This is a genomic window from Shewanella septentrionalis (genome assembly GCF_025370265.1).
GTDB classification, from domain to species: domain Bacteria; phylum Pseudomonadota; class Gammaproteobacteria; order Enterobacterales; family Shewanellaceae; genus Shewanella; species Shewanella hafniensis.
Genome location: NZ_JAMTCC010000042.1, coordinates 12,206 through 34,529, shown reverse-complemented (window position 1 = coordinate 34,529; position 22,324 = coordinate 12,206). Strand labels below are relative to the sequence as shown.

At 46.2% G+C, this 22,324-nt stretch carries 21 protein-coding genes; 11 read left to right on the top strand and 10 right to left on the bottom strand.

Translation table 11 applies throughout. The features are described from left to right. The first annotated feature begins 98 nt into the window (after positions 1-98). The 3 genes from NE536_RS19195 to NE536_RS19185 all read left to right on the top strand — a co-directional run bounded on the left by NE536_RS19195 (position 99) and on the right by NE536_RS19185 (position 4,820). Positions 99-1,049: a response regulator gene (locus NE536_RS19195; RefSeq protein WP_261273697.1), complete on the top strand. Its 951-nt coding sequence runs from the start codon at positions 99-101 to the stop codon at positions 1,047-1,049. Positions 1,050-1,303: 254 nt separating this feature from the next. Next, the gene (locus NE536_RS19190) at positions 1,304-3,280 is read left to right on the top strand and encodes a hypothetical protein (protein ID WP_261273696.1); all 1,977 of its coding nucleotides are present in this window, start codon (positions 1,304-1,306) and stop codon (positions 3,278-3,280) included. Between the two features lie 340 nt (positions 3,281-3,620). Continuing rightward, complete coding sequence (locus NE536_RS19185) at positions 3,621-4,820, top strand: class I SAM-dependent methyltransferase (protein WP_261273695.1); 1,200 nt, start codon at positions 3,621-3,623, stop codon at positions 4,818-4,820. Between the two features lie 25 nt (positions 4,821-4,845). On the opposite strand, the gene NE536_RS19180 is transcribed toward NE536_RS19185, so the two are convergent. From NE536_RS19180 to NE536_RS19165, 4 genes are all read right to left on the bottom strand, one after another. Beyond that, entirely contained in the window at positions 4,846-5,292 is a 447-nt protein-coding gene (locus tag NE536_RS19180) for an NUDIX hydrolase (RefSeq protein ID WP_261273694.1), read from the bottom strand. Positions 5,293-5,343: 51 nt separating this feature from the next. Then, positions 5,344-6,222, bottom strand: coding sequence for a KPN_02809 family neutral zinc metallopeptidase (gene ypfJ, locus NE536_RS19175; protein ID WP_261273693.1), 879 nt, complete (start codon positions 6,220-6,222; stop codon positions 5,344-5,346). A 130-nt stretch (positions 6,223-6,352) separates the two neighbouring features. Continuing rightward, positions 6,353-6,778, bottom strand: a complete 426-nt coding sequence (locus NE536_RS19170) for a hypothetical protein (RefSeq protein ID WP_261273692.1) — start codon at positions 6,776-6,778, stop codon at positions 6,353-6,355. A gap of 11 nt (positions 6,779-6,789) precedes the next feature. Then, positions 6,790-7,026 carry a hypothetical protein gene (locus NE536_RS19165; RefSeq protein WP_261273691.1) on the bottom strand — a complete coding sequence of 79 codons (237 nt, stop codon included), beginning with the start codon at positions 7,024-7,026 and terminating at the stop codon, positions 6,790-6,792. 217 nt (positions 7,027-7,243) lie between these two features. Here NE536_RS19165 and NE536_RS19160 point away from each other — a divergent pair, with 217 nt between their 5' ends. The 5 genes from NE536_RS19160 to NE536_RS19140 all read left to right on the top strand — a co-directional run bounded on the left by NE536_RS19160 (position 7,244) and on the right by NE536_RS19140 (position 13,198). Further along, the gene (locus NE536_RS19160; protein ID WP_261273690.1) at positions 7,244-8,752 is read left to right on the top strand and encodes a helicase HerA-like domain-containing protein; all 1,509 of its coding nucleotides are present in this window, start codon (positions 7,244-7,246) and stop codon (positions 8,750-8,752) included. A 378-nt stretch (positions 8,753-9,130) separates the two neighbouring features. Continuing rightward, on the top strand, positions 9,131-9,253 hold the full coding sequence (locus NE536_RS19155; RefSeq protein WP_006079924.1) for a hypothetical protein: 123 nt from the start codon (positions 9,131-9,133) through the stop codon (positions 9,251-9,253). A 280-nt stretch (positions 9,254-9,533) separates the two neighbouring features. After that, the gene (locus NE536_RS19150) at positions 9,534-10,490 is read left to right on the top strand and encodes a TAXI family TRAP transporter solute-binding subunit (RefSeq protein ID WP_106648291.1); all 957 of its coding nucleotides are present in this window, start codon (positions 9,534-9,536) and stop codon (positions 10,488-10,490) included. Between the two features lie 203 nt (positions 10,491-10,693). Continuing rightward, positions 10,694-12,727, top strand: a complete 2,034-nt coding sequence (locus NE536_RS19145; RefSeq protein WP_261273689.1) for a TRAP transporter permease — start codon at positions 10,694-10,696, stop codon at positions 12,725-12,727. Positions 12,728-12,772: 45 nt separating this feature from the next. After that, positions 12,773-13,198, top strand: coding sequence for a DUF1850 domain-containing protein (locus NE536_RS19140; RefSeq protein WP_261273688.1), 426 nt, complete (start codon positions 12,773-12,775; stop codon positions 13,196-13,198). A 27-nt stretch (positions 13,199-13,225) separates the two neighbouring features. On the opposite strand, the gene NE536_RS19135 is transcribed toward NE536_RS19140, so the two are convergent. Together NE536_RS19135 and NE536_RS19130 are read right to left on the bottom strand one after the other, a co-directional pair. Beyond that, a complete protein-coding gene (locus NE536_RS19135; protein ID WP_261273687.1) occupies positions 13,226-14,176 on the bottom strand; it encodes a diguanylate cyclase domain-containing protein in 951 nt (316 codons plus the stop codon). 19 nt (positions 14,177-14,195) lie between these two features. Continuing rightward, the gene (locus NE536_RS19130) at positions 14,196-14,531 is read right to left on the bottom strand and encodes an FKBP-type peptidyl-prolyl cis-trans isomerase (RefSeq protein WP_011845636.1); all 336 of its coding nucleotides are present in this window, start codon (positions 14,529-14,531) and stop codon (positions 14,196-14,198) included. A 231-nt stretch (positions 14,532-14,762) separates the two neighbouring features. On the opposite strand from NE536_RS19130, the gene trxC reads away from it, so the two are divergent. Beyond that, positions 14,763-15,185: a thioredoxin TrxC gene (gene trxC / locus NE536_RS19125; RefSeq protein WP_261273686.1), complete on the top strand. Its 423-nt coding sequence runs from the start codon at positions 14,763-14,765 to the stop codon at positions 15,183-15,185. 80 nt (positions 15,186-15,265) lie between these two features. On the opposite strand, the gene NE536_RS19120 is transcribed toward trxC, so the two are convergent. Next, a complete protein-coding gene (locus NE536_RS19120; RefSeq protein ID WP_261273685.1) occupies positions 15,266-16,666 on the bottom strand; it encodes a DASS family sodium-coupled anion symporter in 1,401 nt (466 codons plus the stop codon). A gap of 931 nt (positions 16,667-17,597) precedes the next feature. Here NE536_RS19120 and NE536_RS19115 point away from each other — a divergent pair. Then, complete coding sequence (locus NE536_RS19115) at positions 17,598-18,761, top strand: MFS transporter (protein WP_261273684.1); 1,164 nt, start codon at positions 17,598-17,600, stop codon at positions 18,759-18,761. Between the two features lie 72 nt (positions 18,762-18,833). Here the strand turns inward: NE536_RS19115 and NE536_RS19110 are convergent, their stop codons facing one another. Genes NE536_RS19110 through NE536_RS19100 form a run of 3 tightly spaced genes read right to left on the bottom strand, consistent with a single transcriptional unit; the run spans position 18,834 to position 21,007 of the window. Then, a complete protein-coding gene (locus tag NE536_RS19110) occupies positions 18,834-20,453 on the bottom strand; it encodes a PepSY-associated TM helix domain-containing protein (protein ID WP_261273683.1) in 1,620 nt (539 codons plus the stop codon). 5 nt (positions 20,454-20,458) lie between these two features. Continuing rightward, complete coding sequence (locus NE536_RS19105; protein ID WP_047535138.1) at positions 20,459-20,749, bottom strand: hypothetical protein; 291 nt, start codon at positions 20,747-20,749, stop codon at positions 20,459-20,461. A gap of 3 nt (positions 20,750-20,752) precedes the next feature. Further along, positions 20,753-21,007: a hypothetical protein gene (locus NE536_RS19100; protein ID WP_106648299.1), complete on the bottom strand. Its 255-nt coding sequence runs from the start codon at positions 21,005-21,007 to the stop codon at positions 20,753-20,755. Positions 21,008-21,329: 322 nt separating this feature from the next. Here NE536_RS19100 and NE536_RS19095 point away from each other — a divergent pair, with 322 nt between their 5' ends. Further along, the gene (locus NE536_RS19095; RefSeq protein WP_063884205.1) at positions 21,330-22,217 is read left to right on the top strand and encodes a prohibitin family protein; all 888 of its coding nucleotides are present in this window, start codon (positions 21,330-21,332) and stop codon (positions 22,215-22,217) included. Positions 22,218-22,324: the final 107 nt, after the last annotated feature.

The following is a 22,324-nucleotide window of genomic DNA, read 5'->3' as shown; positions in this document are numbered from 1 at the left end:
CTAAACAGCTAAGTTTCGCTTGAATTAGGATCTAACAAATAATTAACATTTAAAACAACTCTAAGCTGACTTAGACTTTGAAACGCAAAAGGACATGAATGCATTACACTTTTCGAACGTTTATGCTGGATGTTCAAAACCGCACTCTGCACTGCAATAGTGAACGCATTAACTGTGATGAACGCGTTATCCTACTGATTAGTCTCTTGATTGAAGCCTATCCGGCACATTGTGACCAAGCATTTTTACTCGAAAAAATTTGGCCTAACACAGTCGTGAGCAGTTGGTCAGTAGCTAGGCTAATTTCAGATACTCGTAAATTGTTCGCTTCAGCAGGATTAGAAATTCCGATAATCCAAACACTCCACGGAAGAGGTTACCGCTTATCCCATGATATTGCCGCCATCCTCAATTCACAGAACGATAATGCACAAACAACAACGCCCCTGAATACCTACACCCCGACAGTCAATCTCGACTCGAGTAAAACACCGCAATCCGATAGTGATCGGCAACAAAGCCCAAATCAAACCCAGCCAAGCTACAAACGAGTTAACTTGCGTTATCTGTGGCTATTTATCGCGTCTGTTGCGATAACACTTGCAGTAGCAAGCCACCAGCAAACTCAGCGTGCCAATCCCTTAGTGTTAGCAGAACCCAATAATGTCAAAGCAAGGATCCTTTGGGTGGATGACCATCCTGAGAATAATCAAACTGAACGGCAATACCTCGAAGAAAGGCAGATTGGGGTGTACACCACACAAACAACCCAAGATGCCCTCACGCTACTAGGTCTCTATCGCTACGATGCCATTATTACCGATATGGGACGGGAAGCCGATCCTTTGGCGGGCCTAAAAATGATACGGATGATCAGGGAACTTGGCATACCAACCCCCATTTACTTATATACCATTATGCCCTCTGAAGCGTTAAGGCAAAAAGCCCGCGATCATGGCGCTAATGACATTGCCGTCGAAGCAGAAGATTTATACCAACACCTGACCCCGCTTATTGATTCCTTTGATTTAGAGTCTTCCCCACACTAGCCCTGCACTCAGCAGATTAGCCATCATCTAAAGCTATCAAGTAACTAATTGATAAGTTTAGCATTCAAATTTAATCAATAGATTTCAAAGACAGATTTAAGATAGCCGTTATATACCTTTTCTATCGATAACTGTTCTATGCCTTCGGTATATCGATTGCTCAGCATAAACCGCAGTAAAGCAATGAAAGCGCCTGTGGATTTAGCTACGTAACTCAATACGTCTACCTAAGTTTCATAAAAGGAATTGATATAATGAAGCCGACCTACCTCCTTGCTATTCCGCTATTCGCAGGACTAATACTTACAGCCTGTGGTGGTGACGACAATGACGACGATGAAGTCACACCGCCCCCAACTCCAACACCCCAGCTCGCTATCAAAGGCAATGTGAAAGGACTTTCCGACACAATTAAACTCGAATTACAGAAAAATGGTCAAGCAGTAGAAACACTTTCAATTCAAAGTGATGGCACAGATAAAGCCTTTACATTTCCCACAATGCAAGACGAAGGCATTAACTTTGCGATTACTGTTAACACTCAACCTGCGGCACAAACTTGCAGCGTAACTAATGGCAGTGGCACCTTAAATGCGACGACAGCGGTCGCCACTTTAGTCACTTGCGAAGATAACCCCAATGCTGAGCTAACTGGAATACTGAGGGACAGCCCAGTCGCGGGCATTAACTACCAAACCGAGACCAAAGAATCAGGAATCACCAGTGATATCGGTGAATATCAATATCTTAAAGGTGAGCATGTCACCTTCTCCGTTGGCGCGATTATGTTTCCAGCAACGGCAGCGGCCAACTTGATCACACCCACCGAAATTGCAGCAGGTAACGAAATCACCAAAGTTAATATTCTGCAGCTATTGCAAACCTTAGATAAGGATTGTGATGTGGAAAATGGTATTCAAGTGAAGGCTACAAGCCACGAACTCTTAGCCGATACCGTACTCGATATCACCAGTGCCGATTTCGATGCCAACATCAATGCAGCCTTTACGACCAAGAACTCAGGCTTAACTTTAATTAGTGAAACTCAAGCATTAACACACTTTGACAGTTCAAATCGTAACTTACTTTTAGGCAGCTGGTTATTCACCGAAGGTGAAGAGCAACGGACTGTGCTGACATTTAAAGACCATTCTAGCTACATCATGATCCACGAGCATGAAAGTGATGGCGGTCAAAGCGCTGCATCAGTGGAATATGGCCATTACACTTGGGATTCACAAACAGGCAGTTTTAGTGTCAGCATAATTGCACAATCCGATGGTTCAGGAGGGTTTTATGACGAAGGAAGCACAGTCAATAACGCGACCGTGAATTTAGATAAACTGACGGTGAGTTTTATCGACAATTCTGAAGGAGACATTACACTCACACGTATCGAAGATAAAAAAGATCCGCTGATTGGTACTTGGCACGTACTTGATACTGAAGCTGATAATGACAGTTTTGTCACCTTCCTGCCCAATCAAAACTATGTGATTGCCCATACAGCGAATACAGATAGCTACGAAGGTAAATCACCACAGGCGCAGTCTGGCGAGTTTGGTCGTTATATCAAAGATGCTAGCGGCTATAAATTTACCGCCACAGTCGAATCTGATGGACCTAATGGACTCTACAGTACTGATTCACCAGATGACTATCTATTCTCATCAATCAAAATCACCGCTTGGGGAGAAATGATCGCCGTTCAAAATGGTGCAGAGGGCGGTACTTTCTCACTCGATTATATTGGTGGCTTTGTCTCAGAACTCGTTGATAAACCTAGCTCTGCTGCGGGTACGAGTCTTGGGAGAATTACCTCAGTACGAGATATTTCAGGCTTTATTAGCGCTGACATAGTCAATAAGCCACTGCAATTTGATTTGGAATACGCGAGCGACACAGATAACCGCTGTGTAACGAGTTTTGGTAATAATCGCTGCGGTGTTCGTTACACTATGCTGGTTCAAAATCTTACAGAGAACGATATTGGTGACACAATAGGTGATGTGAACTTAACTGAAGTGACTAGTAATACTCAAATCAACACGAGTTTCTCTGTGACGACCGCAGGCACAGCAGCTTTTAGTTATAACAATACCCAAACCATGACCATTAGCCCTCTGCTCGGCAAATCCTGTCAAGGAAATCAAAGGGCATTAATCGGTATCACTGACAACGCCAATAACCTTTCCCTATGGCAAGTAGAGCTCACACCAACTCAACCTTAACTAGATAAATCTTCCACTTTGTCGGACTGTGCTAGTGCATGCAGTCCGACGCTTTTTTTAGCTTTATCTCACCTATTGTTCAGTCGTTTATTTTCTTAAAACTGGCACTCGCTCAGCGGGCATCTTAGTTCAATATCCATAGCACCTTTATCCTTAGCGCCTTTATCCTTAGCGCCTTAGCGCCTTAGCATTCAGCTTGATAATTTGGGGCAAATGACATAGCCAAACATGGTAATGGTTAAGCCCCAAACCCCTTCTCGATGAGAATAACTTTAGGTAGCGGCAGATCGCGGTTAGAATACTCACCCTGTTTTTCTTGGTTACTTTTTCGGAAACAATAATGTCCCATTCAGCGCTTAATTCTTTTGATGATTTTTACCAGCTTTTGGCTGACAGCTTGGCGAAGAATAGTCTGATCAAACTATTGTTGAGTAAGTACCGAGGGGCAGATAAAAGCCTGCAGCGCATTACGATTCGGCCGATCAGTTTGCAGAATGAACCTATGCTGTCGTTTGTGTATCAACACCAGACGAATCACATCACTAAAAACCTGAGTTATGACGAAGGCTTAGCCAGCATAAAACTGTTACTCGGTAGCGATTTTAAGAGCGCCCACTTAGCCACGGCGCAGGCAGAAGTTCAGCTTGAGATCAGCAAAAAAGGCAAAGTCCAAATCAGCACACATAATGTTAAACAAACCGTCGCTGCGCCGTTAGAACATGACCGTGAGAAAAAGCGTTTTGTGGATATCGAACGTCCCTTCCTCACTCAGCTCGGTGTGACTGACAGCCAGCATAATCTTATCCCTGCGATGTCGCGTAAATGGAAGCAAATCAATAAATTTATTGAGGTTTTCAGCCAAGCGCTCGAAGCGTCGCCCCACAAGAATGACCAGCCAATCAATGTGGTCGATTTTGGTTCAGGCAAAGGCTATCTCACCTTTGCAATCCATGACTACCTGCGCCATAGCCTACACAATGATGCGCAGGTGACTGGGGTAGAATTGCGCCAAGCCTTGGCCGATTTATGTAATGAAACAGCGGCAACGCTAGATCATCAAGGCTTGTCGTTTGTCTGCGGCGATGTGAGAACCCATGCGCCTAAGCAAACCGATGTGATGATCGCGCTGCACGCCTGCGATATCGCCACTGACTATGCGATTCATTATGGCATTCGCGCCAATGCCGACATCATCATGTGTTCGCCTTGCTGCCATAAACAAATTCGGCCGCAGATGCACAGCCCCGAATTGTTTAAACCTATGCTGCAATATGGGGTGCACATGGGCCAACAGGCTGAAATGGTGACGGATTCATTACGTGCGCTATTTTTGGAAGCCAACGGTTATGCGACTAAGGTGTTTGAATTTATCAGCCTAGAACATACCAATAAAAATAAGATGATTTTGGCCGTTAAAAAGCCACAAAATAATCAGAAAGACAGCGCCGCAATCCTCGCGCAAATTGCTGACATTAAAGCCTATTACGGTATCAAGGAACACTGCTTAGAAACCTTGCTCGCGCAAACCCAAGCCGATTAACGGCCGGCGGGTTGCCAGTAAAGCATTAAAACTTTGCGCTCATGACAACCCCGTTGAAATTGAGGCAATCTTTAATTCTTTGCTGCTGAACCGCGCTGAGGGTATCGATATCGTGGAAGGCAAACTCTGAATGTTCGTGGCTTAAGTGGATCGGCAGTAGCTCACCTTCTGCCCCATTTTTTGCCACCTCAGGCCCCTCAGGCAACACCAGTTCACAACGAAAGATAAAGGCTTGGGATTGATAGGCGCTGTGATAATACACGCCGCTCAAATAGTTAACCTGCACACCTAAGCCTAATTCCTCTTGGCATTCGCGTACTAAGGCCTCGTGAATCGTCTCACCAGGCTCGAGTGCGCCGCCGGGCAAACCCCAAGCAAAGTTACCGTAATTGGCCTTAAGCAACAGCACTTGCCCCTGCGCATTAGTAATAACCGCGTGGCTGCTCAATCTAAAGGTATCGTTAAAGGCCACTCAGTTATCCTTGCATTTATGTTCGGTACGTATTTGAGATATCAAACAAAATCACTTCGCCGCAAAGGTATTACAACTGGCGAGATTACCCGAATCAAACCCTGTCTTAAACCATTTCACCCGCTGCGCCGAACTACCGTGGGTAAAGGCATCGGGCTGTACGGCGCGACCCGCCATCTGTTGCAAGCGATCGTCACCCACAGCACTGGCGGCGGCAATGCCTTCCGCTAAATCTCCCGCTTCAAGTAAGTTAAGTTGTTGATTGGCATAATGCCCCCAAATCCCCGCGTAACAATCTGCCTGTAATTCAAGTGCAACACTCAATTGATTAGCCTGTACTTTACTGCCAGATTGCTGGGCTTGGCGCACCTTAGTGCTAGTGCCCAGCAGGTTTTGCACATGGTGACCTACCTCGTGGGCAATCACATAGGCAAAGGCAAAATCACCGGGCGCACCTAAGGTTTTAAGCTCATCGAGAAAGCTAAGGTCGATATATACTTTGCTATCGGCGGGGCAATAGAAAGGCCCAGACTGCGCCTGTCCCATACCGCAGCCAGTGGAGGTCATATTGCGATAAAGCACTAACTTAGGCTCTCTATATTGCCCCTTGAGTAACTGGCCCCAAACGGTTTCTGTGGTGCCTAAAATGGCCGCCACAAACTGGGCATTTTCATCCTGTACCGCGGTCGTTGCGCTAGATTGGGATTGGCTAAGATTAGCTTGAGTGCTGGGGTCAAGTGACAGGCCACCAGTAAAATACTGAAAAGCGAAATAAATGCCGCCGATGAGCAACACCACGCGGCCAAGTTTAGTTCTCAGCAAAAAGGGCAAGAACCTGAGTAACAAAGCACTCGGCACGCCCGCAGATGCCATTTGCTGGCCGCGTCTGTCTTCGATATTGGAGCTTATGTCAGTATCACGCCAACGCATCGCATTCCTTCACTCTGTAGTTAAAAACACTCGTTAACCCGCTATTAAAATCGCTTAGATGCACAGATCTATTTCGTATTTGCACTCTAGCGCCTAGTGGTTAAGAATCTAGTGATTAAGAGTCTAGTGGTTATTTCGCTTGTGTATCGCTTGTGGGCGCGTCTTTCAGTGAGCGTAAAAACAATCCCAAACCACCAAAGGCCAAAACGAGGATCACGATCAGTTCAAAGGCCGACATAGATTTAAAGTGGAATTGAATCGAGCTAATAACCCCCACAATCAAGGCCGTTAGCGAACCTAAACTCAGCAGCCACGCTAACTTACTCTTAGCGTCAAAAAACACCATCACAATGCCGATAATAAACGGTAGCATCACCATGCCTGTGGTGATCGACACGCCTTGCCCAAAGGCGTTAACTCGATATAAACCATAGCCCAGCCCAAAGCTAGAGCTCACTTGTATTGCATTGAACAATAAATAAAATCCGCCACACATCATGGCTAGACCTATAAAAAATTGTCCCGTCCCGCCCTGTGTTCCGCCCGCACCTTTCATAGATATCCTTTCTAAATTAACGATTTTTGAGTGGCTTGTTCTATGGCCGTTTTCAGCCGTTGTTTTTCTTCCGCTGCTTTTTCCTTTTGGTACTCGTCGAGATTTTTATCCGCCTCGGCGACACAGCGCTGTTTATCTCGCATGGGCTCATAGGGATCGACATCAGTTCTGGCAGAACACGCTAATTCGGCGCAGGCAGACGTCAACAGTGAAGATAATAAGGCTAACATAATCAATAATATTTTCATCTTTAAAGCGCTCTAATTAGTACAACAATAATGACACGTTTAAGCACAATGACATTAACAAGCTTGCTCTTTGCTGTATAACACTAACATTGACAGAAATAATACCAAGGCCAACACTCAATGGTGGATTTTCATACTGTTAAACGACGCGCTACAGCGACTTAAATATGGAGCTGCAATCCATGTACAGGCGCTAAAGTTAATATAAGGAATGACCTTGAATACTCTATTGATTGGGAAAGGTGATCAGCAGGTTCACTTAAATCTTAAGTATGCTAATCGTCATGGATTAATTGCCGGCGCCACAGGGACAGGCAAAACCGTGTCGCTAATGAGCCTAGCCGAAGGTTTTTCGCGCCAAGGCGTGCCGGTTTTCATCACGGATGTTAAAGGTGATATCTCAGGCCTAGCGATGGCGGGCACCTCAAGTGAAAAGCTGCTACAAAGGGCGGCGCAAATTGGCATTGAGGACTATCACAACGAAGCCAACCCACTGGTGTTATGGGATTTAGCGGGTATTCAAGGCCATCCACTGCGTACCACCATCAGCGAAATGGGCCCGACCTTACTCAGCCGAATTTTAGAATTAAATGACACCCAAAGCGGTATCTTAGACATAGTGTTTCAACTGGCGGACGACCAAGGGTTATTGCTGCTCGACTTAGATGATCTGCGAGCCATGCTGGCTTTAGTTGCTGAGGAGCGCAAAGACGTCTCCGCCAAATATGGTTTGATCAGCGCCCAATCCCTCGCGGCGATTCAGCGCTCGGTGTTAGGACTTGAGCGCGATGGCGGCAAAGACTTTTTTGGCGAACCCGCGTTGCAGCTTGACGATCTTATGCGCACCAATTTACAGGGGCGCGGCATCATCAATTTGTTAGCGGCGAATAAGCTGATTTTAACGCCACGTTTATACTCGAGTTTTTTACTCTGGCTACTGTCAGAATTATTTGAGAATTTGCCCGAAGTCGGCGATCCCGAAAAACCTAAACTCGTGTTCTTTATCGACGAAGCACATTTACTCTTTGAGGGTTGCCCACCTAGTTTATTAAAACGCGTCGAACAGATCATGCGCCTTATTCGCTCAAAAGGCGTAGGCGTTTATTTTTGCTCGCAATTTCCTGATGATGTGCCGGGCGAAATTCTCGGGCAATTAGGCAATCGCATTCAACATGCCCTGCGAGCTTACACGCCAAGGGATCAAAAGGCAGTCAAAACTGCCGCAGAAACCTTTGTGCCTAACCCCAAACTAGTAGTCAGTGAGGTTATTTCCCAGCTCGGCGTGGGCGAAGCCTTAGTGTCTATGCTGGCGGACAAGGGCGTGCCAACTATGGTAGAGCGCGCACTCATAGCACCGCCGCGTTGTCGCATGGGACCCGCCACGAGTGAGGAATTACACCAAGTCCGCGCCCAAAGCCCGATTGGTGGCAAATACGATCATGCCATCAACCGCGAATCGGCCTACGAACTGCTTAACCAAAGACGTACCGGCGTTGCCACCAGCAACCCCACATCCACAGCAAGTGATACAGCAAATGATGGCCAAACAGGTCAAAAAGCCGAAGAACAAGGTTGGTTTAGTGAACTCATTTTTGGCAATAAACGCCGCCAAGGTTTAGCAGAGACCTTGTCAAAGCAAGCGGCACGCACTGTCGGCAGCCAATTAGGCAAACAAATTTTGCGCGGCATATTAGGCGGGATTTTAGGTAAATCGAGTCGACGCTAGGCATATAGTGCTAAGTGAAGTTTTGGTTCGAGCCCACTCATTCGATCGCACAAAATGACAAACTCGAATGAAAATAGGAGTACAGTGTTATAGATCGCATATTTCTTATACAGGTTAACGCTAGCATTAGCGTTAATTATTCTAAGTGATCGATGGATCATGGTACGGAATTCGGTGATAAGATTATTTTGCTGTAATCGCTCATTGAGGCAAATAAATTCACAGATAATTATCAATGATTTTAAATATTTGTAATTTTAAAATGTTGTAATTCGAGATCAAAATTTCGCTTCAATCAGGACATCATGGAACAGGTTCAATTGAGTACGGCTTACATGATTAGCCTGATGAATAACCAAAGAGTACATGGAGTTTTATATGAGTAAAGAGCAAAAAAACCGTAAAGAATCGAAGAAACAACCGCTGTTGTCTGCTAAAGAAAAGAAAGCAGCAAAACACGCGAAAAATGCCACTAAAGGTTTCTTAGATAACACTAAATAGTGTCTTATTATTCAAAGGTTCATCCTCAAATAACACAAATAGGGTTAACTCAGGTTAGCCCTTTTTATTGTCCGTTTTTCCTTAAACCGACCTCGTTAAGCCCCATGATACCGCCGCCGCAAAACCGCCTAAAATCTTCGTTTTGTGATGCAAAAGTAGCAGCTATCGACTATAGCCTAATTGACCTTTTTCAGGTTTTATGTAGTTATATTAGGCTAACTCAAGCATATCCAGCTCAAAAGACCCTACATAACAATATAAAAAATAAGGATATTTCATCATGAAAATCAAAAAACGTTTTGTTGCCGTCGGCGCTGCAGTAACATTAACTCTCAGCGCTGCCGCTATGGCTGCAGCTCCCGCTTTTATCAATATTCTCACTGGCGGTACCAGTGGCGTGTATTACCCTATTGGTGTTGCCCTATCGCAACTCTATGGCACTGGAATCGAAGGCTCTAAAACTTCAGTTCAAGCGACCAAAGCCTCGGTAGAAAACCTCAATCTACTGCAAGCGGGTCGTGGCGAATTAGCGCTCGCGCTAGGTGACTCAGTCGCAGCCGCTTACCAAGGCGATATTGATGCGGGCTTTAAAACGCCATTGGATAAAATCCGTGTGCTCGCCTCTGCTTACCCTAACTACATTCAAATAGTTGCCAATAAAGAGTCTGGCATTAAAACCTTGGCCGATTTAAAAGGGAAACGTATCTCTGTCGGTGCACCTAAATCGGGTACCGAACTCAATGCTAGAGCGATTTTCAAAGCCGCGGGTTTAAGCTACGAAGACATGGGTAAAGTCGAGTTTTTACCTTATGCGGAATCCGTAGAACTCATCAAAAATCGTCAGTTAGACGCGACCTTGCAATCGTCTGGTCTGGGCATGGCCGCGATCCGCGACTTAGCGGCAACTATGGCGATTAACTTTGTTGAAATTCCAGAAGATGTGATCGCTAAGATTAACAATCCTGCCTATCAACACGGTGTGATCCCAGCATCGACCTATGAAGGCCAAACTACAGACGTTTCTACCGTTGCCATTCAAAATCTGCTGGTGACGCAAAGCGGCGTGTCGGACGATTTAGCCTATCAAATGACTAAGCTAATGTTCGAGCACTTAGACCGTCTCGGTAACGCGCATTCGGCCGCTAAAGCTATCAGTTTAGAGAAAGCGACGAAAAATCTGCCGATACCGCTACATCCAGGTGCAGAACGTTATTACAAAGAAGTTGGCGCACTCTAAGTTTTGCTGATATCTGTGCACCCTATTCCAAACTAAGCGATCGCGATGCCGTTGAATAACGGCATCTTTTTATATCCAAACAGCCTCAAACGGTAGAATTCAGTCATTGATGCGCCTTGAATTGAAGCGGATCTGAAACTCGTATATTGAGGTAGCTTGGGTATATATATCGCCCTCTGTAGTCTAATGCTGTGAGGCATAATATGAGTGATCCCCAACAAGGTCTCAGCGCTAATACAGGCGATTGGCCCAAGGCGCTGTTCTATACCGCCTTAATTTTTTCTATTTTTCAAATCATCACTGCCGCTTTTCATCCCGTGTCGACGCAAGTTCTGCGCGCCACCCATATTGGCTTTTTGCTGCTCGTAGTTTTTTTGAGTTATCCCGCCAGAGGTAAATCACAACCTTGGCAACCGCTCGCTTGGCTACTCGGTTTAGCAGGCATGGCAACGGCGGCTTATCAGTGGTATTTCGAAGCCGACTTAATTCAACGTTCTGGCGAGCTGATCGATGCGGACATGGTGATAGGTATCACTTTGATCGTACTAGTATTTGAAGCGGCGCGCCGAGTTATGGGCTGGGCACTGCCTATCATCTGCGGCATCTTTTTGGCCTATGGCTTATTGGGTCAATACCTACCCGGCGATTTGATGCACCGCGGCTATGGCTTCGATCAAATCATCAACCAACTCGCCTTCGGCACCGAAGGCTTATACGGCACACCAACCTATGTGTCGGCGACGTATATCTTCCTGTTTATTCTTTTCGGCTCTTTTCTAGAACAAGCCGGGATGATCCGTTTATTTACCGACTTTGCCATGGGATTGTTCGGCCACAAGCTCGGCGGCCCTGCTAAAGTCGCAGTGGTGTCATCGGCGCTGATGGGAACGATTACGGGCTCAGGAGTGGCGAACGTCGTCACCACAGGCCAATTTACCATTCCATTGATGAAGCGATTTGGCTATCGCTCTGCCTTCGCCGGTGGCGTAGAAGCGACATCGAGTATGGGCAGTCAGATCATGCCGCCTATCATGGGCGCCGTGGCCTTTATCATGGCCGAAACCATTAACGTGCCCTTTATCGAAATCGCTAAAGCGGCATTGATCCCCGCACTACTTTATTTTTGCTCAGTATTTTGGATGGTGCACTTAGAAGCCAAACGGGCCAATCTTTGTGGCCTACCCAAAGATCAGTGTCCCGATCCTTGGGCGGCGATTAAAGAACGCTGGTATCTGCTTATCCCCTTGTTTATTTTGGTCTACTTGCTGTTTTCAGGCAGAACGCCGCTGTTCTCTGGCATGGTTGGTTTAGCCCTCACCTCGATAGTGATCTTAGGCTCGGCCATCGTCCTGCGGTTGTCTTCAATGGCGATGCGGATTGCCTTTTGGATTGCTCTTGGGGTGTTGTGCGCTGGCTTCTTCCAACTCGGAATTGGAGTCGTGTTTGGGGTTATCGCCCTGCTAGTCGCCATTTGTTGGTTTATTAAGGGCGGCAAAGAGACCCTCACAGTTTGCTTGCACGCATTGGTTGAAGGCGCGCGTCATGCTGTGCCTGTGGGTATTGCCTGCGCCTTAGTGGGCGTGATTATCGGCATAGTGTCACTCACAGGGATTGCTTCAACTTTCGCAAGCTACATTCTCGCCGTTGGCCAAGACAACCTGTTCTTGTCACTCGTGTTGACTATGATCACTTGCCTAGTCCTCGGCATGGGGATCCCGACGATTCCTAACTACATTATTACCAGCTCAATAGCCGCACCCGCATTACTCGACTTAGGTGTGCCGCTAATTGTGTCGCACATGTTTGTGTTCTATTTCGGCATCATGGCCGATCTCACCCCGCCCGTTGCCTTGGCCTGCTTTGCCGCAGCGCCGATTGCGAAGGAATCCGGGCTTAAGATCAGTCTCTGGGCGATTAGGATCGCCATTGCTGGTTTTGTGATCCCCTTTATGGCGGTTTACGATCCAGCCTTGATGCTCCAAGGTGATAGCTTATTAGCGACGGCCTTTGTGGTGCTGAAGGCAACGGTCGGTATTGGTATTTGGGGCGTGATCTTTACCGGATATCTACTACAAAAACTCTATTGGTGGGAACGCGTTATCGGCTTCCTTGCGGGTGCGAGCTTGATCCTTGCTACGCCATTGAGCGATGAAATCGGCTTCGGACTCGCGCTGTTGTTTATCGTGCAGCACAGTTGGCGCGCGCGCAAACTCAAACGTCTGGCAGAGCAAGGATAATCCCTTGAAATTCAACGTCGTTAATAAGTCTTTGAAGGTAAACAGATGCTAGGCCTGTGTTTAGGCCTAGCAGGTACCCTGTGGGCGCAAGTGCCCACAGAGCACTTCACCTTGGCATGGAACCACACCATAGAGAAAATCCGCTGGGAGGAGGACTATAACATTACGCCCCAAGGCTTAGTGTTAACCGAGGCGAGAGTGAAAGGCACGGGCGCGGGCATGGACATCCCAGATGATGCCTATCTTAAAAATGGCAGTTGGCATTATCGGCCCAAGCTCCCAATTCTGCCTAAATTACGTTTAGGCCGGACACCCGAAGCGGGAGATTTTGATGTTTGTTTTGCGCAGGTCTCTGGCAAGGTACAATGCCAAGCCATGAGTCATTGGATTGGTCAGCCGAACAAGCAAGATGCCGCCGTTGAGGTGTGGGGTTGTGAACAGGCAAATGTCGCGCCTATTGATGTTCGCTAGACGAGTAAATGACTGGCGGGTTAAGGGTTAACAATCATCAGCTTGCTGGTAAAAGCGATAACCATTTTTCCCTTGGTGTTTCACGCGATACATAGCAGCATCCGCGCGATCGCAGCTTTCGGTAAAACTATCACCGGAGCTAAAAATATCGATACCGATACTCAGGCCTATCTCCACGTCACAACCTTCAAGCACAAAGCCCTGCCGATAAACATCGAGTAAGGACTGTGCGAGCATAGCTAAAGATTCTGTCTCGGATAACGGCAGTAAGATCACGAATTCATCACCACCTAGCCGAGCGATCTGCGCCACATGCATCAACAAACTGTCGCCAAACTTATGGCCGTGACGGTCATTTAAGGCTTTAAAACCATCCAGATCGATAAAGAATAATGCCCCGCGCATGCCCGGTTGCAAACACTCATCGAATGCCATGGCTATGGCTTGGCGATTCATTAAGTTGGTGAGGGGATCGCTGTGCGCTAACAGTGCCAAATCCAGTTCATAGCGTTTTTCTTGGGTGATATCGATATGGCTGCCCATCATCCGCAGCGGTGTACCATCGGCAAGACGCTCAACAATACGGCCACGGTCTGACACCCAAGTGACGCTGCCATCTTTATGCAGCATTCTGTGTACTGCCTGATAGTAATCGGACTTGCCACTGACATGATCATCAAAGGCTTTTATCACCCATGCTTTATCTTCTGGGTGTAATTTACTTTTCCAGATATCAACGTGGGCGGCTAATTCTTCAGGACTAAAACCGAGCATTTCGCCCCAGCGCATATTGAAAATGGTTAAATTCCCGCTTGGAATATGCTGTTCCCACAGACACAAACCATTGCCATCGAGGGCGGCAAACAGTTTTTCTTCGGCACGACGATTCAACGCCGTTAACTGGGCGTTTTCGCGTTTGAGTTGAGCAATTTCAGCCTGAAGCTGTTTGATGTGTTCTGCTGCCGTATCCGATGCCACGAAAAATATTTTTCCTTAATTAGTCTCGGGTCAGCACTTCTAATAGCTCAATTTCGAAGGTCAGATCAGAATTTGGTTTAATATGCGCACCGACTTGGCGCTCGCCATAGGCTAAATGAGCTGGCACTAACAACTTACGTTTGCCACCGACTTTCATCCCCATAATGCCTTGGTCCCAGCCTTTAATCACACGGCCAGTGCCAATCACACATTGAAATGCCTGACCGCGATCATAGGATGAATCAAATTGGGTACCATCCTGCAAAAAACCACGGTATTGGGTAGTGATCAGCGCGCCTTTTACCGCCTCTTTTCCTTCGCCCACTTGCAGATCGATTACTTCTAATTCGGTCATTTCTTCACTCTCTTTTCTTTTCGCACTAGGGCGTGATATGTAACTTATGCCAGATTTTATCACCGACGACCACGCTTGTCGGCGCTATTGCAATATTTCTGCCGCTCGGTGCACTGCTTTATCCTTGAGAATAAGGTCATCATGGGCGATAACATTATCACTCCCCCTTTAAATAACCGTCCTTTAGCCCAATATATTAATAATATCGACGTTTTATTTTGGAGCTTAGCCATGATTATTGCCTGCCCCCATTGCGATACGTTAAACCGTGTTCCCGATGAGCGTTTAACCCAGCAACCTACTTGCGGTAAATGTAAGCTCAGTGTCTTTACGGCTGCGCCGATTGAACTCACAAGCGCGAACTTTGCCAACCATGCCAATAAATCTGATCTCCCCCTAGTCGTTGATTTTTGGGCTAGTTGGTGTGGCCCATGCAAAAGCTTTGCTCCGGTGTTTTCCGCGGCGGCTAAGACGTGGGAGCCGCAATTTCGCTTCGGTAAAATCAACACTGAAGAACAGCAAGCCCTCGCAGCGCAGTTTAATATTCGCTCTATTCCCACTCTTATGATTTTCAAGCAAGGAAAAATACTCGCGCAGCAAGCGGGCGCTTTACCTCAGTCAGCCTTAAATCTATGGTTAAAAAGCCATAGTTAACCGCAGGTAACTATTTCACGCCCATAAAAATACCCAGACTCGCTGGGTATTTTGTTTACTTAAATCTCAATCTACCGATATCAGACATCCCAAAAAACATGGGCGATAATGCCTAGCACTATCATGCTGATAAAGTTGATGATCATACCTACTCGCACCATTTCCGATTGCTTGATATGGCCAGAACCATAAACGATCGCATTGGGCGGCGTCGCCACTGGCAGCATAAAGGCGCAGGATGCGGCAATACCAATCAGCACAGATAACATCACAGGCGATACGCCTAATGCCTCGGCAATTGCAGCAAATACAGGCACTAACAGTGCGGCGCTGGCGGTATTACTGGCAAACTCGGTCAGCATCACCACAAAGGCAATCACTGCAAAGACGAACAACGACATGTGCGTACTGCCGAAAATATCTGTCATCCAGTGGGCTAAAAACACGCTAGTGCCTGTGGTTTTAAACACTGCGCTTAGCGTTAAACCGCCGCCAAACAGTATTAGTACGCCCCAATCTGTGGTCGATTCAATCTTCTTCCAACCGACTAAGCCTAAGCCCGCGAGCAAAACAACCGCGCCTAACGCTACTATGGTATCGAACTGAGTGATGCCACCTAATGCCTTGGCTAATGGCACACTGAAAATCCAGCAACATACTGTCGCGAGGAAGATAAGCAGGGTGAATTTACCTTGGAACGTCAGCTTCTGCGCTTCAACTCGCACATCAAACTTGGCAGAAAGATCCGGCTTAAAATACCAATACAAGGCAATCAACATTAACGGCAACATGAGGATAACGGTTGGAATACCAAACTTGAGCCAATCACTAAAACTTAACCCCACCTGCGCTGCGGCAATCGCGTTTGGCGGGCTACCGACTAAAGTACCAATACCGCCAATGTTGGCAGAATAGGCAATGCCTAGCAGTAAAAAGACATAGGTGCTGTGGTAGGTTTTACGGTCCAACTGCTGCAAAATTCCCTGTGCTAAGGGCAACATCATCGCCGTGGTCGCGGTATTACTGATCCACATGGACAGCAGCGCCGTTACCCCAAACAACATTAAGCAGGCAATGCTCAATTTACCTTTAGAGGCCAGCAGCAATTTTTGGGCGATCAAGGTATCAATCTTTTGATGATGCAATGCAGCGGCAAGCACAAAACCGCCGAAAAACAGATAGATAATTGGATTAGCAAAGTTACTCATGGCCTCCTTGGTTTCAAATACCCCAAAGAACACGGCCAAAATAGGCACTAAAATCGCGGTAATACTGATATGAATCGCTTCGGTTAACCACAGAATGGCCGCAAATACTAAGATCGCAAGACCCGTATTGACGCCTTGATCGAAGGGTAATCCGTAATACAAGGCGAATAGCAGCAAAATATCTGCGATTAAGATCAGCATTTTCTTTTTATCGAGCCCCTCGCTGACGGGCGCTTTTTGAGGTGGAACAGTGCTTGAATCTGTTGATGACATGGTTACAACCTTAATACCATTTTATTTTGACGCAAATTTAGGGCATAGATCACACTTGGCAAAGCGGTTTATTTTGTAATTTTGCCACTTAGCAACCACACATTCTGCCGACTAAAAACCCAGAAAAACCTTAAGTGAGATAAAAATCACCCATTTCTGATCTAAAGCCATGTGCAAAACTTTCAAACGAGCAAAAATCACGCAAAAGCTTGATAAAGCTGTAATTGAATAAGTGTTTAAAACTGTGACGTGGATCATGCTTCACTTTAATACTAAGTGACAAACACTGAATTTAACCTTAAATAAAGTGGTTAACGCTAATTCAATCCTGTAACCACAGTTTTTGCCTATAAAACACCCATGAATGTATTTACCACTCTTTGCCCCCCCCTCAAGCTGACTGCAATTTAAAGCGATAACGTAAACGAACATCCCAATGACAGAATTGCAGCTGGCATCAACTCAGTTTTATATTTCACGAATAACTTTCATTTTTCGCATTTAAGATTTTGGTTTACATACTTAAAAACTTAAATGGCATGGTGACGGAAAGAAGATTTAACCTTTTAAATCTATCTGATAATGCGAAAGGACATCTGATTAGCTTCCCTGTAGAATTTGTGCAGGCGCTTGCCACTTCACTCCAGCAAGTGCTCGATAACGTCTCCTAGTGGTTCCATCATTTGTTTGATGCAAAACTGTGTAGAAATTAAAAATGTTTCAAACCATCAAAGCCGAAAACAACCCTAGAATCCTACTCAAATAAATAACATTTACAACTCAATATCCCTATGAATAATAAACACAAATATTATTCACCATCTCAGTCAATCTAACTCACTTTACCCCGCGAGCAATCCAACCTAGAGTCGCGCCCGTATTCTCGTCTCCTGTTCATTTTTTACCTATTTTGGTACCGCTTGTGGAAAATATGCTGTCAGCTCAACCCAATCAAAAGCCAGGGCTGTTTGTGCCTGTGGCAGGACTCAGTCTATTTGCTTTAGCGTCAGGCTACTTGATGAGTTTGATCCCACTCTCGCTCACTTACTTTGATTTGAGCCTTGATCTTGCGCCTTGGCTGGCGAGTATTTTCTACCTTGGCTTATTACTAGGTGCACCTTGTATTGCACCGATTGTCAGCCGCATAGGTCACAGTAAGGCCTTTATTTTGTTCTTAAATATCTTACTGTGTAGCGTTGTGGTAATGGTATTACTGCCACAGAGCAGTGTTTGGCTAGTATCACGCCTGATTGCAGGCTTGGCTGTTGCAGGGATTTTTGTGGTGGTCGAATCTTGGTTACTTATGGCCGACACCCAAAAACAACGGGCAAAACGTTTAGGCTTATATATGACCGCCCTCTACGGTGGCACTGCCATTGGGCAACTTGCCGTAGATTATTTAGGCACCACGGGTAATTTACCCTACTTGGTAGTAATAGGTTTGTTGGCAGCGGCCAGTTTACCTGCACTGTTAGTTAAACGCGGCCAACCGCAGTCCAGTGAACAACACGCTATTGCCCTTTCCGACCTAAAAACCTTAAGTAAACCTGCCATTGTTGGCTGTTTAGTCTCAGGATTATTACTTGGTCCCATCTACGGTTTATTGCCTGTGTATGTGTCGCAAGACATGGGTTTTGCCCAGCAGACGGGGCAATTTATGGCGCTGATCATTATGGGCGGCATGATAGTTCAACCCTTAGTGAGCTATTTATCCCCGCGTGTTGAAAAGAGTGTGTTGATGACCGCTTTTTGCTTAGTGGGTGCGGCGGCGTTGTTGTTACTGATACAAACATCGCTTGTGGGATTATGGTTAGGTTTTGTGTTACTAGGTGCCTGCGCCTTTGCTCTCTATCCCATCGCCATCAGTCTGGCGTGCGATCATTTACCCAGCAGCCAAATCGTCTCCGCCACTCAGATTATGTTGCTCAGTTATTCCGTAGGTTCGGTTATTGGTCCGGTTGCCGCCAGTCGTTTTGATGATGTAGAACATGGCTTACCGCTCTACTTAGCAGCAAGCTTTTTAGTCACGGTTTGCTATCTAAGCGCGCACTTACTCGCCCGAAGCAAAGCCCGCCTACCCACAGCGAAGGCTTAGTCCTGAGCCGTTAATGCTAAGTCTCTACACCCTGTGAATAACAATGGGCGCCGATAACGGCGCCCATTGTTATTATGATGTTTGCTGGGTTAATTCTGCCACTGGCACTGTGGTGGGAATGGCCCAGACACTGTCCTGCGGCCCATTAAGCACCCGATGGCGAGTCAGTCTGTAACCATAAAAGAACACTCCACTAAAGGCTAACGCCACCAGATCGACGCCTAACGTTGCCGCAGAATAAGGCGCCCATAAGCCTAAACTTGGCACGATTAACGCAACTAAAGACGTGATTGGCATCGCCAATGTAGCCAAGGCGCACAAAGGCAAAATCAGCAGCGCCGCCTTAGCAGCACCACGCCAAAAGGCGTAAACCACCAGCAAGCCAAACACCAGATAATACAGCCACAAATAGACGTGGTTAATATTGCTCACATGCACATATAACCATTTACCCAACAACATACTTATCGTTAAAGCGGCAACCGAGCCTAAGCAAATCCCCACCGTGGCGCTCGCCATTAATCGGCAAGCACGGGTTTGCTCGCTCGCCTGCTTTTTACGGCGTTTTTCCAGCCACAGCAAATTACCACTATAAAATAAAAAAGCACCGCTTAAACCTAGGAAAAAATACACCCAACGCCCGAGATCGCCCCCATAACTACCAAAATGTAATCCAAAGAATACCGCAACGGTTCTGGCCCAAATCCCCTTGTCGCTTTGGTCAATCGTGCTATTGGTCACCTTAAGACTATAAGGATGCAGGTATAAGAAATCGGTAACGGGTCCACGCATAAAACCATTGGGGTTATATAACCCCAAGCGCAGAGTCGCACGGGGATTATTCAAGTTCATAAAGGTCATTTCATTCACTTGATAATCGGGGGCGATTTGCTGCACCTTGGCTAACACAGTGGTGACCTTTGGCAAATCGGCTAGTGTATAGGGCGTTTTGTCCGGTGCCGATTGAGCAAATAATGGTTTTTCACCATAAACCATATGCTTAAGCCCATCGTAAAGCTGATCATGGAAAGCAAACACAATCACAGTTACACATATCACTAGATGAAATGGCAGGCTGGTAATGCCCACTAAATTATGGGCATCGAGCCAGAAACGACTCTCACCTTTATCTTTACGGAGGGCGAAAAAGCTTTTGGTTAAAGTTGGCAGTAAAAAAATCACCCCAGAAACCAATGCCAAAAAGTATAAAACGGCGGCAATCCCCAGCACATAGGAACCCGCTTGATCGTGACCGACTTCGCCGGCAATCCCCGCGGTACGATGTAATTGGTCAATCAACTCAGCCAACTCGCTTGGTGTACTTAGTTGGGTGACTAATTGCCCCTGCTCGTCAAGGCTGGCATGCCAAAGCTGGTGACTCATGCTGAGTTCACGTTCCGAGCCCTGCTGATACCAAGTCATCGGCGATTGATGCTCATCATTTAAGTGCAAACTAAAACCGGTTTTGGCCTTATCATCCTGCGCTAACACTTGCGCGACTAAGTCATCCAGCTTCTCGGTGGGCACTTGAGGCAAGGTCAGGGCTGGCGGCATTGACCAAGCGTCAATCGCCCCCTTAAACATAGTGAGCGAGCCGGCATAAAAGCCGATAAACAATACGATTCCGGCGATGATACCAGTCCAAATATGGATAGACTGATACACACGTAACACATCACTGCGAACTTTCATCCTTGTCACCTAAAGGTATATAAAACTATATAAGTCAAAACGTTAAACAAGCCCAAGTAGCCGATTGCCCTGAGTCCGGTTTTAAACATAAAGCTAAAACTTAAGATCAATAACCAGATAGGCGTAATCAGCCACATGTTGAACTGCACTTTAGTATCGGCATCGATGCCGCCTGGGCCAAACCAGGCAAATAACCCCACCAATCCAAGTGCTAAAGTAAATCCTAAAATCAATCCAGCCAGTGATTTAGTCCACCAGTCAGGTTGCAATTTATCCTGTTCAGCTAAACGTGCCATGAGTTATTTCCGACCGAAAAGTGAGATAAAAGGCACTAACCCCATCAATAACATCAACAGGGCTAACCAAATAAAAATTGCGGCGCTAAGGGTAAAGAGGCTAAGCCAACCGATAAGACTGACAAAGGCAACACCGTAAGCGAGTAACCGCCAAGGCCGCTTAGGAAGGGAGCTTGCAAATAGTTTTTGCTGCTTATTCGTTAAATAAAATAACAAGCAGGCCAGAAGCGTCGACAACAGGAATATAAGTTGCAACACGGGATGTTATCCTCTCACTACAAAGCGTTAGCATTCGAGTCCATTTTCCTATGCTTGCTGTATATCATGTAAAAAGATAAGCACATGAAAGCAATGGAAGAATTTTAATTTCGGGACTCTAGCCTTGATGATAATAATTCGCAATAAGATTTACACTGTAAGGATGGTTTATGGTATTCAAATCACAAATAGGCAACACTTCTGCCTTGTCATTGCCAGTTGTTAACCATTAAGATACATTTCGCGTTAATAGTCTTGTCCCAAGATAAACAATCCGATTCACCCTCAAGCTCATTACTATGACATCAGCAAAGGAAGCTAAATGATTAAAAATGAATTCAATCTGCCGAGCTCAATTGGCCTCAGCAAAATTATCCCCATTGTTATTCTATTAATCCTCTTTATTTCCTTATTTGGCAGTTGGTATACAGTTGACCAAGGTGAACGTGGCGTACTGCTGCGCAACGGTAAAGTTATCGGTACAGCAGAACCTGGGCTTGGTTTTAAAATCCCACTGATAGACACTGTGGTGAAGATTTCGACCCAAACACACACCACCAGTTATACCTCGCTGCAAGCCTATAGCCGCGATCAACAACCCGCGACACTTAACGCATCGGTGACATTTAGCGTACCGCCAGACCGCGTCGAAGAAGTGTATGCTAACTTCAAGAGTATCGATGCCATGGTCACGCGTTTGCTCGACAGACAAGTGCCGACTCAGGTCGAAAACATCTTCGGTAAATACACGGCGATTTCTGTGGTACAAGAGCGGATCAAGTTCGGTATCGATGTGACCAGCGCGATCACTAACTCGATCAAAGGTCCGGTGGAAATCAACTCAGTGCAGATTGAGAATATCGACTTTTCCAACGCCTATGAAAAATCCGTCGAAGACAGAATGCGCGCCGAAGTAGAAGTGCAAACTCAACTGCAGAATCTAGAAAAAGAACGCGTCAGCGCGCAAATCGCCGTCACCCAAGCGCAAGCACAGGCCGACTCGCAATTAGCCCGCGCCAAGGCTGAAGCCGAAAGTATTCGCATTAAAGGTGATGCAGAAGCCTCTGCAATTAAAAGCCGCGCCGAAGCACTGGCACAAAATCAAAACTTAGTTGAATTAACTAAAGCGGAAAAGTGGGACGGTAAACTACCGACAACCATGCTACCGACAGGCACTCTGCCCTTTATCGATGTGAAAAAAGGCAACTAAGCTTGGGTTTAGCTCGAGCAAAAGCATAAATCGACAATAAAAAATCCCACTGTTAGCCCTAACACTGGGATTTTTCGTTATTCGCTCGATAATTACTGAGCGGAATA

Coding starts and splice junctions, on each gene's coding strand:
- NE536_RS19195 (WP_261273697.1), top strand. CDS start 99: ATGCATTACACTTTTCGAACGTTTATGCTGGATGTTCAAAACCGCACT.
- NE536_RS19190 (WP_261273696.1), top strand. CDS start 1,304: ATGAAGCCGACCTACCTCCTTGCTATTCCGCTATTCGCAGGACTAATA.
- NE536_RS19185 (WP_261273695.1), top strand. CDS start 3,621: ATGTCCCATTCAGCGCTTAATTCTTTTGATGATTTTTACCAGCTTTTG.
- ypfJ (WP_261273693.1), bottom strand. CDS start 6,222: ATGCGTTGGCGTGATACTGACATAAGCTCCAATATCGAAGACAGACGC.
- NE536_RS19170 (WP_261273692.1), bottom strand. CDS start 6,778: ATGAAAGGTGCGGGCGGAACACAGGGCGGGACGGGACAATTTTTTATA.
- NE536_RS19165 (WP_261273691.1), bottom strand. CDS start 7,026: ATGAAAATATTATTGATTATGTTAGCCTTATTATCTTCACTGTTGACG.
- NE536_RS19155 (WP_006079924.1), top strand. CDS start 9,131: ATGAGTAAAGAGCAAAAAAACCGTAAAGAATCGAAGAAACAACCGCTG.
- NE536_RS19150 (WP_106648291.1), top strand. CDS start 9,534: ATGAAAATCAAAAAACGTTTTGTTGCCGTCGGCGCTGCAGTAACATTA.
- NE536_RS19145 (WP_261273689.1), top strand. CDS start 10,694: ATGAGTGATCCCCAACAAGGTCTCAGCGCTAATACAGGCGATTGGCCC.
- NE536_RS19140 (WP_261273688.1), top strand. CDS start 12,773: ATGCTAGGCCTGTGTTTAGGCCTAGCAGGTACCCTGTGGGCGCAAGTG.
- NE536_RS19130 (WP_011845636.1), bottom strand. CDS start 14,531: ATGACCGAATTAGAAGTAATCGATCTGCAAGTGGGCGAAGGAAAAGAG.
- trxC (WP_261273686.1), top strand. CDS start 14,763: ATGATTATTGCCTGCCCCCATTGCGATACGTTAAACCGTGTTCCCGAT.
- NE536_RS19120 (WP_261273685.1), bottom strand. CDS start 16,666: ATGTCATCAACAGATTCAAGCACTGTTCCACCTCAAAAAGCGCCCGTC.
- NE536_RS19115 (WP_261273684.1), top strand. CDS start 17,598: ATGCTGTCAGCTCAACCCAATCAAAAGCCAGGGCTGTTTGTGCCTGTG.
- NE536_RS19110 (WP_261273683.1), bottom strand. CDS start 20,453: ATGAAAGTTCGCAGTGATGTGTTACGTGTGTATCAGTCTATCCATATT.
- NE536_RS19105 (WP_047535138.1), bottom strand. CDS start 20,749: ATGGCACGTTTAGCTGAACAGGATAAATTGCAACCTGACTGGTGGACT.
- NE536_RS19095 (WP_063884205.1), top strand. CDS start 21,330: ATGATTAAAAATGAATTCAATCTGCCGAGCTCAATTGGCCTCAGCAAA.